General features: G+C 33.0%; 17 protein-coding genes. All 17 read right to left on the bottom strand.

Annotation, left to right across the window (positions count from 1 at the left end):
* Positions 1-44: 44 nt before the first annotated feature.
* Complete coding sequence (locus Q0X14_RS13645) at positions 45-425, bottom strand: YraN family protein (RefSeq protein WP_297839735.1); 381 nt, start codon at positions 423-425, stop codon at positions 45-47.
* Entirely contained in the window at positions 418-1,047 is a 630-nt protein-coding gene (locus Q0X14_RS13640; protein ID WP_297839733.1) for a ribonuclease HII, read from the bottom strand. The genes Q0X14_RS13645 and Q0X14_RS13640 overlap by 8 nt, the downstream gene beginning before the upstream one ends.
* The gene (locus Q0X14_RS13635) at positions 1,044-1,916 is read right to left on the bottom strand and encodes a geranylgeranylglycerol-phosphate geranylgeranyltransferase (RefSeq protein ID WP_297839730.1); all 873 of its coding nucleotides are present in this window, start codon (positions 1,914-1,916) and stop codon (positions 1,044-1,046) included. The genes Q0X14_RS13640 and Q0X14_RS13635 overlap by 4 nt, the downstream gene beginning before the upstream one ends.
* Entirely contained in the window at positions 1,913-3,688 is a 1,776-nt protein-coding gene (locus Q0X14_RS13630; protein WP_297839728.1) for a BamA/TamA family outer membrane protein, read from the bottom strand. Before Q0X14_RS13630 ends, Q0X14_RS13635 begins: the two co-directional genes overlap by 4 nt.
* Positions 3,666-4,637, bottom strand: a complete 972-nt coding sequence (locus Q0X14_RS13625) for a 1-phosphofructokinase family hexose kinase (protein WP_297839726.1) — start codon at positions 4,635-4,637, stop codon at positions 3,666-3,668. Before Q0X14_RS13625 ends, Q0X14_RS13630 begins: the two co-directional genes overlap by 23 nt.
* 45 nt (positions 4,638-4,682) lie before the next feature.
* Positions 4,683-5,957 (bottom strand): GWxTD domain-containing protein, encoded by a 1,275-nt coding sequence (locus tag Q0X14_RS13620; RefSeq protein ID WP_297839723.1) that lies wholly within the window; start codon positions 5,955-5,957, stop codon positions 4,683-4,685.
* Positions 5,958-5,960: 3 nt separating this feature from the next.
* Complete coding sequence (gene rimO, locus Q0X14_RS13615) at positions 5,961-7,265, bottom strand: 30S ribosomal protein S12 methylthiotransferase RimO (protein ID WP_297839721.1); 1,305 nt, start codon at positions 7,263-7,265, stop codon at positions 5,961-5,963.
* Positions 7,262-8,086, bottom strand: coding sequence for a phosphatidate cytidylyltransferase (locus tag Q0X14_RS13610; RefSeq protein WP_297839719.1), 825 nt, complete (start codon positions 8,084-8,086; stop codon positions 7,262-7,264). The genes rimO and Q0X14_RS13610 overlap by 4 nt, the downstream gene beginning before the upstream one ends.
* Positions 8,073-8,429, bottom strand: coding sequence for a DUF2007 domain-containing protein (locus Q0X14_RS13605; RefSeq protein WP_297839717.1), 357 nt, complete (start codon positions 8,427-8,429; stop codon positions 8,073-8,075). The genes Q0X14_RS13610 and Q0X14_RS13605 overlap by 14 nt, the downstream gene beginning before the upstream one ends.
* Positions 8,430-8,437: 8 nt before the next feature.
* Entirely contained in the window at positions 8,438-9,406 is a 969-nt protein-coding gene (locus Q0X14_RS13600) for a CPBP family intramembrane glutamic endopeptidase (RefSeq protein ID WP_297839714.1), read from the bottom strand.
* A 119-nt stretch (positions 9,407-9,525) separates the two neighbouring features.
* Positions 9,526-10,311 (bottom strand): DUF3108 domain-containing protein, encoded by a 786-nt coding sequence (locus Q0X14_RS13595; RefSeq protein WP_297839711.1) that lies wholly within the window; start codon positions 10,309-10,311, stop codon positions 9,526-9,528.
* Positions 10,301-11,353 carry a glycosyltransferase family 9 protein gene (locus Q0X14_RS13590; RefSeq protein WP_297839708.1) on the bottom strand — a complete coding sequence of 351 codons (1,053 nt, stop codon included), beginning with the start codon at positions 11,351-11,353 and terminating at the stop codon, positions 10,301-10,303. The genes Q0X14_RS13595 and Q0X14_RS13590 overlap by 11 nt, the downstream gene beginning before the upstream one ends.
* 87 nt (positions 11,354-11,440) lie before the next feature.
* Complete coding sequence (locus tag Q0X14_RS13580; protein ID WP_297839705.1) at positions 11,441-11,962, bottom strand: DNA-3-methyladenine glycosylase; 522 nt, start codon at positions 11,960-11,962, stop codon at positions 11,441-11,443.
* Positions 11,963-11,986: 24 nt separating this feature from the next.
* Positions 11,987-12,577 carry a tetratricopeptide repeat protein gene (locus Q0X14_RS13575; RefSeq protein WP_297839702.1) on the bottom strand — a complete coding sequence of 197 codons (591 nt, stop codon included), beginning with the start codon at positions 12,575-12,577 and terminating at the stop codon, positions 11,987-11,989.
* Positions 12,578-12,661: 84 nt separating this feature from the next.
* Complete coding sequence (locus Q0X14_RS13570) at positions 12,662-14,119, bottom strand: glycosyltransferase (RefSeq protein WP_297839699.1); 1,458 nt, start codon at positions 14,117-14,119, stop codon at positions 12,662-12,664.
* Between the two features lie 22 nt (positions 14,120-14,141).
* Positions 14,142-14,684, bottom strand: a complete 543-nt coding sequence (locus Q0X14_RS13565) for an LptE family protein (protein ID WP_297839696.1) — start codon at positions 14,682-14,684, stop codon at positions 14,142-14,144.
* A complete protein-coding gene (locus Q0X14_RS13560; RefSeq protein ID WP_297839693.1) occupies positions 14,671-15,774 on the bottom strand; it encodes a sigma-54 dependent transcriptional regulator in 1,104 nt (367 codons plus the stop codon). Before Q0X14_RS13560 ends, Q0X14_RS13565 begins: the two co-directional genes overlap by 14 nt.
* Positions 15,775-15,802 lie beyond the last annotated feature (28 nt).

Raw genomic sequence — 15,802 nt, 5'->3', positions numbered from 1 at the left:
AAAATAATGATTTTTGACGCCTGATAAAAGTTATGTCAATCACATTACATAAAAGCATTTTCATAATGCTCGATGAGAGGGTTATCGGGATTAATCATTAAAACCGTTACAACATCAAATCTGCAATCCTGCTCTAAAATATTTTTTTCGGCAAGATAAAGTTCCGCAAGTTTTTTCAGCTGTATCATTTTCTTTTTGTTAATTGCATAAGCAGGATCGCCGTAATCCATTGTATTACGTGTTTTGACTTCAACAAACACAAGGTAGCCATCGCTTGGATCTTTTGCAATGATATCAATCTCACCGTGACCAGCAAAATAGTTTCGCTCAATTATTTCAAATCCTTTTTCAACAAGATATTTTGCTGCTATTTCCTCGCCTTCACTGCCAAAAGTTTTTTTATTTTCTTTTTTATCGTTAGTCATAATTAAAAATTATTTCGGATTGATAAGATTGATTCATGATTTTTTTAAGAAAAGTTTTTCTGTGAACAGGTGATGGACCAAATTTGAGTAACGCATCAATATGTTGCTTTGTAGGATATCCTTTATTCTTCTCCCAACCATAAAACGAATATTGTTCTGCAAGCCGACTCATCATTTTGTCCCGAATCACTTTTGCTATAATTGATGCAGCCGCAATTGATTGCGAGAGCGAATCTCCTTTTACTACAGGAATTAAATTCTGATTTGCACCGAAGGATTTATTACCATCAATCAAAACTATCTGTGGAACCGGCTTTAGTTTACTGACAGATTTTTTCATTGCAAGCAACGATGCATTAAGAATATTTATTCTGTCTATGGTTGAATGAGAGATGACTGAGAAGGAATAACTAATTGCATTTTCAATAATAATATTGAAAAGTTTTTCTCTTTGTTTTAGAGAAAGTTTTTTTGAATCGTTAATTTCTTTATGATGAAAATCTTTCGGAAGAATAACGGCAGCAGCAACTACAGGTCCCGCTAATGGTCCTCTTCCTGCTTCATCAACTCCTGCGAGAAAGTCTATACCTTGCCTGAAATATTTTTTATCTATGTTTTTCATTTGCCAAGATAAATCGCTATTAATCCAATAAGCATATTTAATTTTAGAACAGAACTAATCCGATGAAAATTTTCTTTTAAGTCATTGACAAAAAGTTTTTTCATTGAATAAATCAAAAGTGGATTGACAACTAACATCACAATAACAAAATATTCAATGTTATATAAGCGAACTAAAAATGGATAAAATGTAAAAATGATTAATGCTATTGTTAAAGCTACAATAAGATACCTGGTTTTCTCAAGTCCGAACTTAATTGGGAAAGTAATCACATTATCAGATTTATCACCATCGATATCCTCTGCATCTTTAACAAGCTCGCGGATTAAATTAATCATAAAGGCAAATACAGCCGGAATAATTGCAGCTTTGATATTACCAACTGCAAATCCACCGAATAGAAACGCAATAGCAGTTAATAAAGCAATGGTAACATTTCCGACCAAAGGAATTTTTTTAATAATGAAAGAATAAAGAAATAAAATTGCTAACACCAAAAGTGTAATCAGAAATAATTTTAAATTCAGTGAGAATGAAATGATTAAAGGAAGCAGAACAGTAATAAAGTATAACTTTAATGCATCAGCTGGTTTTATTCCACCTTTAATCAATGGTCTTTCAGGATGAGATATTTTATCGATTTCAATATCGAAATAATCATTGATAACATTTCCCGATGCTGCAACAATGGCTGCAACTATTGAAGCAAGGATTAGTATCCTGTCAAATGAATTATTATGTGACGAAATAATTCCGCCAACAAAAACAACAAGAGCTGTTATAAGGCAGTTTAATGGACGAGTAAGTTTTATGTAGTTATAAATTTTATTCATCAACTCAAAAGTATTTAAGTTGAGTTGTTCAATCAAAATTCATTAACTAAACCGAAATGAATTTTACCATCAGTGAACGAATCGCCCTGACCAAGAGCAAAACTTACAGCAAGCACGCCAAGTCCTGTTTCGAGATTAAGTCCCAAACCATATCCATACAGAAAATCTTCTGACTTAAGAATATTTTTATCGGGCTCAGCATTTCGCAGATAATATCCTGTATCGAAAAAAGCGAATGCAAAAGTTCTGCGCGTTAATAAAAATCTGTACTCAAAATTTGTCCATAAAATTCTTGAACCGAGAAATTGTTCTTCTCTGTAACCTCGCAAAGTTGAGGTTCCGCCAAGTCTGAACAAATCGCTATTCTCAAATGAAGGTCCTCTTAGTTCTCTTCCGTTTATAGATAGTGCCAATACCTGTCTTGAAAACAAAAGAAAGAAAATATCAAAGTCGAATGCAATTCTTTGCAAATCTAATTTTGTATTTAACTGTGGAGTAATGAACTGAAGAGGTCCGTTTATATTTTTTCTGCTGAATGAATAAGAATTAATAAAATGCAAACCTGATGTTGGAGAATAAGGATCATCCCTAGTATCAATTTTTAGATTCAATCCTGTTGTAATAGTAGAAGAGTTATAAACAGTGAAAACAGGAATTGTTCTTTCAGTTGGAATTACAGATTCTGTACCTAAAATAATTGAAGCAGAAATATCTTCAGTAGCGAGATATTCAATCTCGCCATTAAATTTTCTTTGAACATAAGTTGTATCCTGAATTCTCTGATAAAGATTAAGCGAAATATTGAATGGAAAATTTAAAAACCATGGTTCGAGATATTTTAATTCCAACTCCTGAGAGTTTCTATCAAACTTATTCCAGCGGATTGCTGCTGCTCTGCCAGTTCCAAAAAGATTTCGCAAAGAAATATTGACTAATCCTGTTATGTATCCCTTTTCATTTTCTTTTGTACCCGGAATGTATCCTATGATTCCGTCAAAATTATTTGTTTGCTTTTCTTTTACTTCAATTACTAAAACACCTTCGCCTTTTGAGTTGATATAATATTGAGGTGGAGGCACTGGATCAAAAAATCTTAATCTGTTTATTCTTTTCGGAAATTCATCAATTCTTTTTTGTGAGTATAATTCTCCTTTGGCTAATCTCAACTCACGGATAATTACATTCTCTTTCGTAAAAGAATTTCCCCGCACTTCCACTTTATCAATTCTGCTTAGATTTCCTTTCTCAAGAGATAATTTTATTGTTGCGGAATTTTTTTCGTTCACAGAATCACTTTGAAGAAAGACGGATTTTATTACAACTTTTACAAACGGATAACCATTCTCTTCGAAATATGTAAGAACTGAATTAACCGCTTCTTCAAAATCCTGTTGAGTTAAAATTTGTCCTTTCAAAAACTCAAATGATGATTGCAGAAATAGAATATCAGAACTATCAATATCAACAAATTGAATATCAGAAATTTCTGTTGGATTGTCTTCGCTCAGTTCGATAAGTAATCTGACTGAAACAGAATCAATTGAATCAGTTTGAACTTTGTAAAGCTTAAAAAGATGATAACCATTTTGAATAAGATTTGAAGTGATGCGATTTTTGATTGTATCTGTTATGCCCGGGAAAGTTCTTTGATTGATATTTATTCCAATCCATTTTAAGTAATCTGATTTATCAAAATATTTATTTCCCTGAATGTCTATTGTTTTGATTACAGCATTTTGTGCTGATGCATTTGAAATAAGAAGGAGTAAAGCAAGTAAAAATATTTTATTCCTGATGCGGGCTATCATCTATTATTTTCATTTTCTTGCCGATGGATTCGATCCTTACTTTTTCTTTGAGCGAATACACATCTTCCAATGAAACTTTACAAACCTCAAAAGACTCAGCATTAACAGCACCGCACGCTGAAGCAAATTTCAATGAGTCTTCGAATATCATTCCTTGCTTCCAGGCATAAATTATTCCTGCAACGAATGCATCTCCACTTCCAGTAGAATCAATCGGGTTTACTTTTGGAGGAGAAATTTTATAACGGTAATCAAAGTTTTGTGCATAAAAATCATTAGCACCATTTGTAAGAAAAACTCTTTTGATTCCTTTTTGATAAAGTGAGTTCAGAAAATCGGTAATCGATGTTTCATCTTTCAATTTCAAATCAAGTGAGTGTTCAATTTCTTCGAGATTGTTATGAAGAATTGTTGGTGATGATTCAAAAACTTCACTCAGATTTTTTCCATAATAATCGCAAACAGAAATCTTATCTAAATCATTTGCAAGTTTAATTGTGTATGGAACAATTTCTTCTGCAAGCGATGAAGGTGAGCTTCCAGAAATAACAACCATTTCACAATTTACAATCATCTTTTCAATTCGCGATTTCATTTCATCAACTTCTTTTTGATTTACTTCCGGATTTTCAGAAAAGAATGAAGTAACTTTTTTATCATTCTGTGAGATTATAACCGCTGCCTGACGGGTCTCGTCATCAATGTGAACAGAAGTGAATTGTAATTCTTCCTCTTTCAGAGTATCACGAAAAATTTTACCATCATTTCCACCGGAGAAAAATAAATTATAAGATTCAATTCCGAATTTCTTTAATTGTCTTGAAACATTTATTCCTTTTCCACCTGCCTGATAAAGAACTTTTCCGTTTCTGTTTACTTTTCCTTCAAAGATTTGTGGGTAGTAAAATCTTCTTTCGAGCAAAGGATTGAGTGTGATAATTAAAATCATAATTAACCGAAATGAGTGAAGATATTTTAATGCTTATCAAAAAAATCAATAACGATATCTGAATAAATCACCTGTTAAAGGAGTAATCAAACGATAATCTCCAAATCCTGTTTGATCAAGAAAGATAAAACTTCTGTTCAGTTCATAGTATTCCCATATTTCATAAGGTTTGGAATCATATTCAAACGGATGACGATCAATATTATTCGGAGCGCCGAGAATTATATAAACCATTCCTCTGTCAGTTCTCCAACCTTCATTGTAGTTTGAAAAATTATCATTGGCATAAGCTACCCTTCGGAAATATTCATTGAATACTTCATTCTCTTCATTATTTGGCGAAGGATCTTTTTTCTTCCAGAACTCTAAAAAGTTTTTGAGCTTTTCATCGTTGTTTTTTGAATCTTTCAGTTTGCTAAGTTCATCCGGAGTTGCAATGTAAACCATCTGAGAGATTGCTTTATCAAGATCAGTTACGCTCCCCGGAAGTCCAACCCATCTGGAGAAAAACGATTTGTTGATTGTTGTAATTGATTTGAAGTTTTCATCCTTAAGAGTTGTTCTCAGAATAAATGTACCTAAGTCCAGTCTTAAATCGCCGAGCGACTCAACAATTTGATTTTTACCAAAACCTAATTCTTTTAACACTGATTTTTTATAAAGTACTTTTGAGTCTTTATCTAATATTTCATAATCAACAGTACAATTTCTTGAGGAACTATCATTTGAATAAATCTCGTAAAAGAATTGCAATCCACCAACTGAAAGAGTTACATTGCGTGGAATGTTAGGCATTACCTGATTAGTTCTGGTCTCCGAACTTGTTACAAGCAATATATCACTCATATCAATTTCAGGGTTAAATTCTCTGACACGAAATGTGTTCTCCGATTTAACTTCTTTCTTTGAATCGCTATCAATCACCGCCGTTCTGAAAAAATAATTACCAGGTTTCAAATCAAATGATCTGTAACCAACATTATAATTCAATCTGGAAGTTGTCTGAGAGAAGTCGATAACATTAATGGTTTCATTCCAGGTTTTCTCAACAATCAACTTATCTTTTGATTCATCAAATACAGAAACCACAACTGAATACTTCGCAGTAAATCCTTGTCCGGTTTTTATAAACTGAAGACTTTTGTAGGGAACTTGAATATAAACATCAACTCTGGTCATTCCGGGTTTATCTGAGCGGAAGTTCACAAAGTCCTGATGAAAGAAAGCTTCATAGGATAATTTGAAGTTTCTATCAGAATTTTGATCCTGAGGAAATGCTATAAAGCTGACTACGAGCAATAAGCTTATTAAATATTTCATTTCTTAATTCTCCTCTTTTAATATTACTTCACCATACAAATCATACTCATCGTAATCAGTAATCTTCACATCATAAAAATTGCCTGGTTTTAATTTTCTGCCTGATTTGAAAAGAACTTCGCCATCAACTTCAGGAGCATCTCTGTAAGATCTTCCGACATAGTACTCCGATTCTTTAGACTCTAAAAGTACTGTTAATGTTTTGCCAACAAAAGACTGATTTTTCTCAAGTGATATCTGACTTTGAATTTCCATTAAGATTTCTTTTCTTCTTTCTTTTTCTTCCTTTGGCACCGGATCTCCAAGAATAAAGCTACTTGTATTTTCTTCAACACTGAAAGTAAAAGTTCCTACTCTGTCAAACTTAATTTCTTTTATAAAATCTACTAATTGCTGAAAATCTTTTTCTGTTTCATTCGGATAACCAACAATAAATGTCGTTCTTAATGTAATATCAGGAATTCTTTTTCTCAATTTATAAAGTAAGTTGTAAGTTTGTCTGGAAGTGACTCCTCTTCTCATTGATTTCAGAACATCATCAGAAATATGTTGCAAAGGGATGTCAACATAATTTAGAATTTTAGGATTATCAGCAATCACTTCAATTACATCCTCAGGGAAATGAGATGGATATGCATACATCAATCTTATCCATTCAATCCCTTTCACTTCGCTAAGTTTATTAAGTAGCTCTGATAAGTTTTTTCTTCCATAAATATCTTTTCCATAATCAGTCGTATCCTGTGCAATAAGTATAAGTTCTTTTGTTCCGTTTGAAGCGAGAAACTCTGTTTCCTCAATCAGTGATTCCATTGGCTTGGATTGATGCTTTCCCCGCATTAAAGGAATAGCACAGAACGAACAAGGATGATCACATCCTTCTGAAATTTTCAGATATGCAGTGTGAGAAGGAGTTGAAAGAAGTCTTTCGCCGAGCAGTTCATATTTGAATTTTCCACCAAGCTCTTTAATTATTTCTTCGTACTTTTCTGTTCCGAAATAAATATCAACTTCAGGGATTTCATTTTTAAGATCATCCATATATCTTTCAGAAAGACAACCTGCAACAATTAGCTTTTTCAGTTTACCAGAATTTTTCAATGCAACTGCCTGAAGTATTGTGTTAACGGATTCTTCTTTCGCTGCTTCAATAAATCCACAAGTATTTATAATGACTGTATCAGCTTTATTAGGGTCGTCAATCATTGGAATGTCGTTCAGTTGAATTTGCCTCATCAATCTTTCTGAGTCAACTGTGTTTTTCGAACAACCAAGTGTAATTACAGAAACTTTTTCTTTTCTTTTCATCTTCCGAAATAAAATAAATAGTAGTAAACAAAAGGAGCACTGAACAATAATGAATCAAATCTATCAAAGATTCCACCGTGACCAGGAATCAGATTGGAAGAATCTTTAACACCTGCATCGCGTTTAAGTAATGATTCTACCAAATCACCAATTTGTCCAAATGTTCCGATGATAAAACCAATTCCTATCGCTGTAGTGAACGAAAGGAAACCAATAAAAATTTTATGAAATAATATCATAGTAAGAATTGCAAAGACAAATCCAAATATTGCTCCTTCCCAGCTTTTCTTTGGACTAACACGAGGGAATAGTTTATGTTTTCCCAAAGCAGTTCCAAAAAAGAATGCAGCTGAATCGCATATCCATATCGTACCAAGCATTGAAAATATCAGAAACGCTCCCTGAGTGTAAAGACTATCAACATCAGGATAAAATTCTCTTATTGCAATCAAGCTACTTCCCATTAAAGCAAAGTACAAAAATCCGAATGAAGTTAAGCCCAGATTCAACAGAGCAGATTCCTTATTTCTGAATAGTTCATAAATTAGAAGAATCAAAAACCAGATAATCGTCAAAGCTTTGAAATCAAGAAATGGCTTGAATTGATTTAATAAAATCAAAACAATACCAATTAAACCAACAGGAAGATTTACCAAAGCATTTTTAGCTCTTGCAAAAGAAGAAAATTCATAATAAGCTATTAAAGAAATTGCAAGCGTAAAAGCCGTGAAGTACCACTTACCCAAATAAGAAACTAAGAGAATAAGTGGAATAGCAACAACGGAAACAATAATTCTTACGGCAGTGTTACTCAGTTTCATCTTCCTCGTTTTCAGACTCGAGACTTTTCTTAAACTCATCCAGAAAAGTGACAGCACTTTCAGCATCTTCTTTTTTAACAAGAAGTTTTATGATTGATAAATCACCTGGTGCGGGGAAGCTACTGTCTTTCTGAGAAAGAATAGTTGCAGATATTCCTGCACTTTCAAGATTTCCCTTCAACATTTCTGCTTCATAATCGAATGAAGTTGTGTAAACAACAACCCAATCAGCTTCATTCAGAATAATTTCCGGAGGAAGCTCATCGACAAGTTCAGCTCCACAGTCAGGACATTTATCAATCCCTTTAACATATTCATATTTACAATTAGGGCATACAGGCATAACTCCTCCTATGCGATTTGTTTTTGAGAATAATATTTTTTTATCAGAAAAATTAAAGCAACAAATACAAGTAACAAGGCAATAGTAACAAAAGTATAAAAACCGAGATCATCACCTGATTTTGCAGATACATCAGATTTAATTAGTTCTTCACTTCCAATAATATAATAAAGCATGACTGCAGTAAAGTTATTTAGAAAGTGTAGTAAAATTGGTATCAGTAATGTCTTGGAAGTGTAAGCAGCAAAGCCGAAATAAAATCCAAGCACTGCAAGTGGTATTAAGCCATAAGGATTGAAATGATATAGACTAAAGAAAACTGCTGTTAATAATGCTGCAACAAAAGGTTTAATCTTCAACTCAAAACTTCGTTGAATAAATCCACGGAACATTACTTCTTCAGAAACTGCAGGAACAACTGCTACAATTAACACAACAAATAATAGCTCAGGCACACCTGAAGCTTTTAATAAGTTACCATAAGTTTTATCAACAAGTTCATTCAATGAATCGAAAAAAGATTTTAATGTGTTGATTGACTCAGAATGTTTTGCCCAAACTTCAATGTAATAGTTTTGAATATAAAGATAACTTTGAAGCAACGGAGTTAATATTCCTATTCCAACAACAAAGAGAACCACTTCTGTCCAGTCCGGAATTCTTAAACGAATAATCTTTCCGACATCTTCATAAATCAATTTTGAAAAAACCAATGCAGGAAGAAGAATAAAAAGAATCTGGCCAGCCATTGTCATCAGTCTCAATCCATTGATTGGAGCTTTATCCAAATCGAACCCAAAAACGATAAGAGATAAAAGTCCGCCAACGAACTGATAAAGAAAAAATCCACCGACTAAACCAATAAATGCTGCAGCAATTGGTGAAATGTTCGATTTAATTTGTTCACGGGATTTATTTATTTCTTCAAAATCGTTTTGATTTTGCTGTTCGTTATTTTGATTTAAGTCGTCACTCATTTTTAAGAATATAGATTTATTACAATCAAAGTTAAAGATAAGCTTTTGTTTACTCAAATCTTTAAAACAAGAAAAGAAGCCGAAGCTTCTTTCCTGACTTTAAATACTCAAGCTGATTTTTATTTTCTCTTTGATTTTAGCGGACCTGCAAGTCCTTCGTATGAGGTTAAATCAGCGTCAATTGCACCAACAACAACTTTTGTTTTTACACGAACAGGCATTTTTATATCATCATCTGTTAACCAGATAACAATGTTGCCTTCGGATTTGAACAAACCACCTTCCTGAACAAGTGGTTCAACAATTATACAATCAAACTTGCCGGCAGCTACTTCAATAGTTTCTTTGCCGTGATAAACAACATCAAGATCATAAACTTTATCTTTATAAAAATTCTGAAGATGAATTTTATCACCTTTTTTCATACCTGAATAATCTAATGTTCTTGCAAAATAAAAAGCTGAAACTATATCGTGAACATACTTTGGAATATCGTACTCGCCTTCTGTGGTTTTTGCTTTGCCTTTTCTCTGATCAAAGAACGCAGAAAAGTCTCTCGAATATTTTCCTTCACGAATATGTTGTTCAAATCTCCAGGGGAAAAGTCCTTCGACATCAATATAAGTTTCATATCTGTCACGAACTTTATAAAATAAATCGAAGCTCGGAACCGAATTAACTTCAAATGTAACATGATATGCATCTCGTCCGGATATTCTTTTAATCTTGGGAATCTGCATTGTTGCGATACCTGCCGTAACAAATCCATACTTAACATCAAATGTTAACTTTTCACCTTCCTTAAAAGCTTTGTTCGGTAATTTTCTGAAATCATCACCGGATAATGATGCAAGTAGTGATATCTGAAATACCACGATTATGATTAAAGATAATTTAGATTTCATTTTTGTCTCCGTTTAGTTTTTCCATTACACTATCGATATCGTTAAAAACACGATGAATATTTATTGTGTTCATACAATTTAATTTTTCACATTGTTCAATTGTGCAGTCTTTACAATCAAGTTCAGGTTCATAAATAAATTTTTTGTTTGTATAAGGTCCCCAGCGTTGTGCAGAGCAAACTTTTACTTTCGGATAAAATCCAAAAGTGAATTTGTTCAATGCCGCTGCAATGTGAATCGGACCAGTTGAATTTGCAACAAGTAAAGAACTTTTGCTAACAAGTGCAATTAATTCTTCGAGATTAAATTTTCCAGCCAGATTGAAAACAAATTCATTCAATTTTAATTGATTGCACAAATCAATTTCTTTTTCACTACCGGTAAGAACAATTTTATATTTTTTATTCGTTAATAGTTTAATCAATTCTTTGAACTTCTCTATCGGCAAATCAATTGCACTTCCGCCACTTCCGGGATGAATAATAATAAACTTTTCATCACTCTTTATTCCGATTGATTCAAGAACTTTATCAACTTTACTCAAAGAACTTTGATTAACTTCGAGGTCGAAAGAGACATTATTTATGCCACCACTGTTTTCAATTCCGATTGCTGATAATAAGCTCAAATTATATTCTAATTCGTGCTTAACTGCATCTTTCCTGTGTTCAAATACTTTTTTATTGAACAGAAAAGAATACAACCTGTAGCCACTTCCAATTCTATTCTTTATTCCCGAAAGAAAAATAATTAATGAGATTTTGAATGTAGGATAAACAATAATTGCAGTATCAAAATTCTTACTTCTTAGTCGGGTTACATTTCTTTTAATCAAAACCTTTGAGGATTTCTCTTCAAGTGTAATGACATCATCAATGAAAGGGTTATTTACTACTAATGCTTTAGTGTAATTTCTGACAAGAAAAGTAATTTTTGCATCAGGAAATTTTTCTTTGATTATTCTGGCAAGAGGTAATGATAAAATAACATCACCAATTCTGTCTGTTCTGACTATTAAAATATTTTTGAATTGATTACTCATCTTGACAGAAACTTACTCGCTTTAATAAAAAATCTCCAGGGCAATTCAATTGATTTGGATATTCCGATTCTTTTTGAAATTCCGATCTCAGATTTTTTTTAACAAAGGTGCGTCAATAATAAAAACTTTATTGCCAGTCAAATCTAAACCAGAATGAGTTCTGTCGAAAGCAAATGCTTCACAAATTATCCCTGGTCCGTTACAAAGATTGTAAAATTGCTTTTCGTTAATTTTTCTGATTCCAAATCTTCTCATTGCCATTGTTTCAATTCCGGTAACAGGTTCAATAGCTCTTATTAAAACAGCAGCACCGTAACCTTCCTTTCCGGTTACTACATTGCAGCAATGATGAACTCCATAAGTGAAGTAAACATAAAAATAACCTCCTTCCCGAAACATTACTTCATTTCTTTTTGTTTTTCCTCTGTATGAATGTGATGCTTCATCAAACTTACCATCGTATGCTTCAACTTCAACAATTTTACCTGCAAGAATTTTCCCTCTTTCTTTCTTCACCAAAATTTTCCCAAGAAGTTCTTTTGCAACTTTAATTACAGGTCTGGTGTAAAATTCACGGGAAAGTTTTTTTGAAGTATGAATTTGCTTCATATTGAAATGAAGTTGTAGAATGATTTATACCTGATCGGTTTCAAGTTTTAATTTTAGTTCGTCAATTTTGGAATCGAAGTAGTGGGACTTTTCAGGAATTTTAATTTTCAGTTTTTCATAAATCCTAATTGCTTCCTGATATTCTCTTTGATTAACATAAATTTTGGCAAGAGTCTCAGAAAGGATCAAACTGTCATCAATTATATTCATTGATGGAGTTGTAAAATTTTCGTGCTCAGAATTAATTAAAACTTCTTCGGCTTCTTTTAATTCTTCTGCAATTTTTTTAACAGTATCTGTAAGGAATATTGATGTTAAATCTTTTTCTTCAGCTTTATCTGGTCTGCCATCAGATTTTTTATCAACATCATAAAATATTTTTTGCTTTTTGATTGCTTCTATTTCACGGAGATAAAATTCGTAAGTTTTTGGTGAATGAATCAGTTCACTACCCTTTTTTAAAAACTTTATTGCCTGAGAATAATTTCCAAGTGCAGTATGAGCTTTCGCAATTAGGAAAATGGCAACTGGATGATCCGGATAATGAATTAATCCCGCATTTAGAATAATAAGTGCTTCCTGAGGATTATCTTTTTCGAGATGTATGTTTGCCATCCGAACAAAAAGGGGAGTCTGTTTATTGTATTCATAAATCAGACTCACCTTTTCATTAAATATTTCGGACGAACTTTTGAACATTTATTTTTTATTTGAAGCGTAAGCGTGTTTAATTGATGTTATTGAAACAAATGCAAATCCAAGGAAAAACAATAGCTGAAAAGGAATTGCAGCTAATTCCATAAAGTAAATTGAAGAAAGAACTCCAATCAAACAATAAATAGCAAGCAGTGCCTCAACGATTACAGAAAATCCAACTTTCCTTGTCAGATATTTTTTACCCATCCACGAGTCTTTTTCACTTTCCAATCTGAACTTTGGTGTTCTGACAAATTCACTTTTACGATTGAGCAACCCTTCTATTACTGCCCGTGAGTTATTGACTGCAAAACCCATACTTCCGGCCATAAATAACGGAAACAGTACAATCTTTTTTCTCCAATCAGTTCTGATATCTTTCTGTGCATACATATAAAACAGGAATGAACTGATAAAAGCCAGAACAAAAATTGACATAATTGCAAAATAAGCTTCGTGCGAGCCGCTGTTCTTAATGAAGATTAATGGAACATTAAGTATTGCAGCTAAAAGAATAAATGGAAACACAAGATTGTTTGTCAGATGAAAAGTTGATTGCAATTTTACCCTTAATGGAATGTCAGATTTCCAAACTAAAGGAAGAATTTTTTTAGCTGTTTCCACAGCGCCCTTTGTCCATCTGAATTGCTGTGATTTTAAAGCATTAATTTCTGATGGAAGTTCTGCTGGTGAAGTAAAATCTTTCAGGAATACAAATCTCCAACCTTTTAGCTGAGCTCTGTAGCTTAAATCAAGGTCTTCGGTTAAAGTATCTGCGTGCCAATTACCTGCATCTTCAATACAAGATTTTCTCCAAATACCACCAGTGCCGTTAAAGTTAATAAAGAATCCGGCTTTGTTTCTTACAGTTTGTTCAATAACAAAATGTCCATCTAAAGCTAATGCCTGAGCTTTTGTAAGGATTGAATAATCACCGTTCAGATGTTCCCATCTTGTTTGAACCAAACCAACTTTTTCATCAGTGAAAAATGAAAGAGTTTTTTTCAGAAAATCTTTGTGTGGAATAAAATCTGCATCAAAGATTGCAACAAACTCTCCTTTAGCTCTTTCAAGTCCATACTTCAACGCACCAGCTTTGAAACCCTCACGAGTTCCTCTTCTTATATGTTTAATATCAAATCCTTCAGCTTGCTTTTGCTTGACGATGTTCGCAACAATTTCTGTTGTTTCATCAGTTGAATCATCAAGCACCTGAATTTCAAGTTTATCGTTTGGATATTCAATTTCACAAGTTGCTTTGATTAATCTTTCAGCAACATATAATTCATTATATAATGGAAGCTGAATAGTCACAGTGGCGTTTTCATCAATCTGTGGTTTGGGAACGGGATTATTATATCTGTACTTTTTGTGATAGTACAGCATAATAAATCCGTGTAATCCAAACACAAACAATATTGTTAGTGATAAGAAATAGCCAATTAAAACTATATCATCCATAATTCTTTTTCTCCTTTATTTTTTACCAACCCGAAACAGTTTCAAGTAAGATATCTTCTGTTAATTTATCCAGAACTTTTTCAATTGCGTTATTACGATCTGATAAACTTCCTCCTTGTGGATAATCCTCATAAGATGAGAAAGTCTTATCATAAACAGTTATTTTTTTTACAAGGTCACGATAAGATGCCTTAACTCCGATTGTGATTCTTCTCGAAGTAACATTTTCACCTGCAGAAACAATTGCCGGAGCATCATTAAATGAAACGATAGTGCATTCAAGGATTGCATCGGCATTCACTCTATCGGCAACCTGCAAAGAATTATCATCAATAAACTTCTGAATTAGCTTTTGTGTTAATGATTCCCTCAATCCGATTTCTGCAGAACCACTTTTGTCATCAGCAATTGGTATTGCAATCGTATTCAGATGTTTAGGAACAGATGCTCCTGTAAATGAATACGAACAACACGCGGTAAAATTAAACACTATGGTTAAAGCAATCAATAAGATTAACAATGAGAATTTCTTTAGCTTGATTTTAAGCATATCATTGAATTTCATACTCTTTCAGCTTTCGGTACAAAGTTCTTTCACTGATGTTAAGCAATTTAGCTGCTTTCCTTTTACTTCCACGGGTTTTTTCCAAAGCTCTTTTAATTGCTTCTTTTTCTAATTCATCCAACGAAATAATTTCCTCCAAATCCGGAGATTTCTGTAAACGAATTTCATTGTTTTGCTTAAGAATTAAATCTTTTAACTCCAGAATATCCTTTTTAAGTTCAAACAATGCTCTGTAAATAAGCTCACGGTCAACATCTTCAGGAGATTTTCTTAAGAATACCGGAAGATTACGATTATCATCATGAACTTCAACTTCGGGCATCAGATGAAAAAATGCTTCTGCAGTAAGATCTTTTCCGGGATGAAGTGCAACAGCAGTTTCAATAGTATTTTTCAGCTCTCTGATGTTACCAGGCCAGTGATATTCAAATAAAATATCAAGAGCATCTTCAGTTATTTTAGGAACAGGCAATTTGTTTGCTTCGCAAAAACTCTTTACGAAATGATTAGCTAAGAGTTCAATATCAACTTTTCGATTTCGAAGCGGAGGAATATGAAGCGTAACAGCTTTTAATCTGAAATATAAATCTTCTCTGAACCTTCTGGCTTCAACTTCTTTTTGCAAATCTTTATTTGTTGCAGCAATGATTCTTACATCTACTTTGGTAACGGTTTCAGCTCCTATTCTCATAAATTCCTGTGTTTCGATTGCACGAAGTAACTTAACCTGAGTTGTAAGAGGCATTTCAGCAATTTCATCAAGAAACAGAGTTCCGCCATCAGCTAATTCAAAATAACCTTTTCGGGTTTCAACTGCACCAGTAAATGAACCTTTTTTATGACCAAATAATTCGCTTTCCAAAATACCTTCAGGGATTGCACCGCAATTAACGCTAATCAATGGTTTATCTGCTCTGTTGCTGTAACCGTGAATTGCTTTAGCAAAAACTTCTTTGCCTACGCCACTTTCACCATAAAGAAGAACTGATATGTCAGATTTTGCAACCTGCATAACAATATCAACAAGGTCATTAATTTCTTTTGACCTTCCAATAATTCCAAATTTTTCTTTGAATTGTTCTCTCGTCATCAGTTAATCTGACATTTTGTAAAATCGG

Source organism: Ignavibacterium sp. (assembly GCF_025998815.1).
Classification (GTDB): Bacteria; Bacteroidota; Ignavibacteria; order Ignavibacteriales; family Ignavibacteriaceae; genus Ignavibacterium.
The sequence above is the reverse complement of the archived record's forward strand: the minus strand, read 5'-3'. Positions and strand labels throughout refer to the sequence as shown.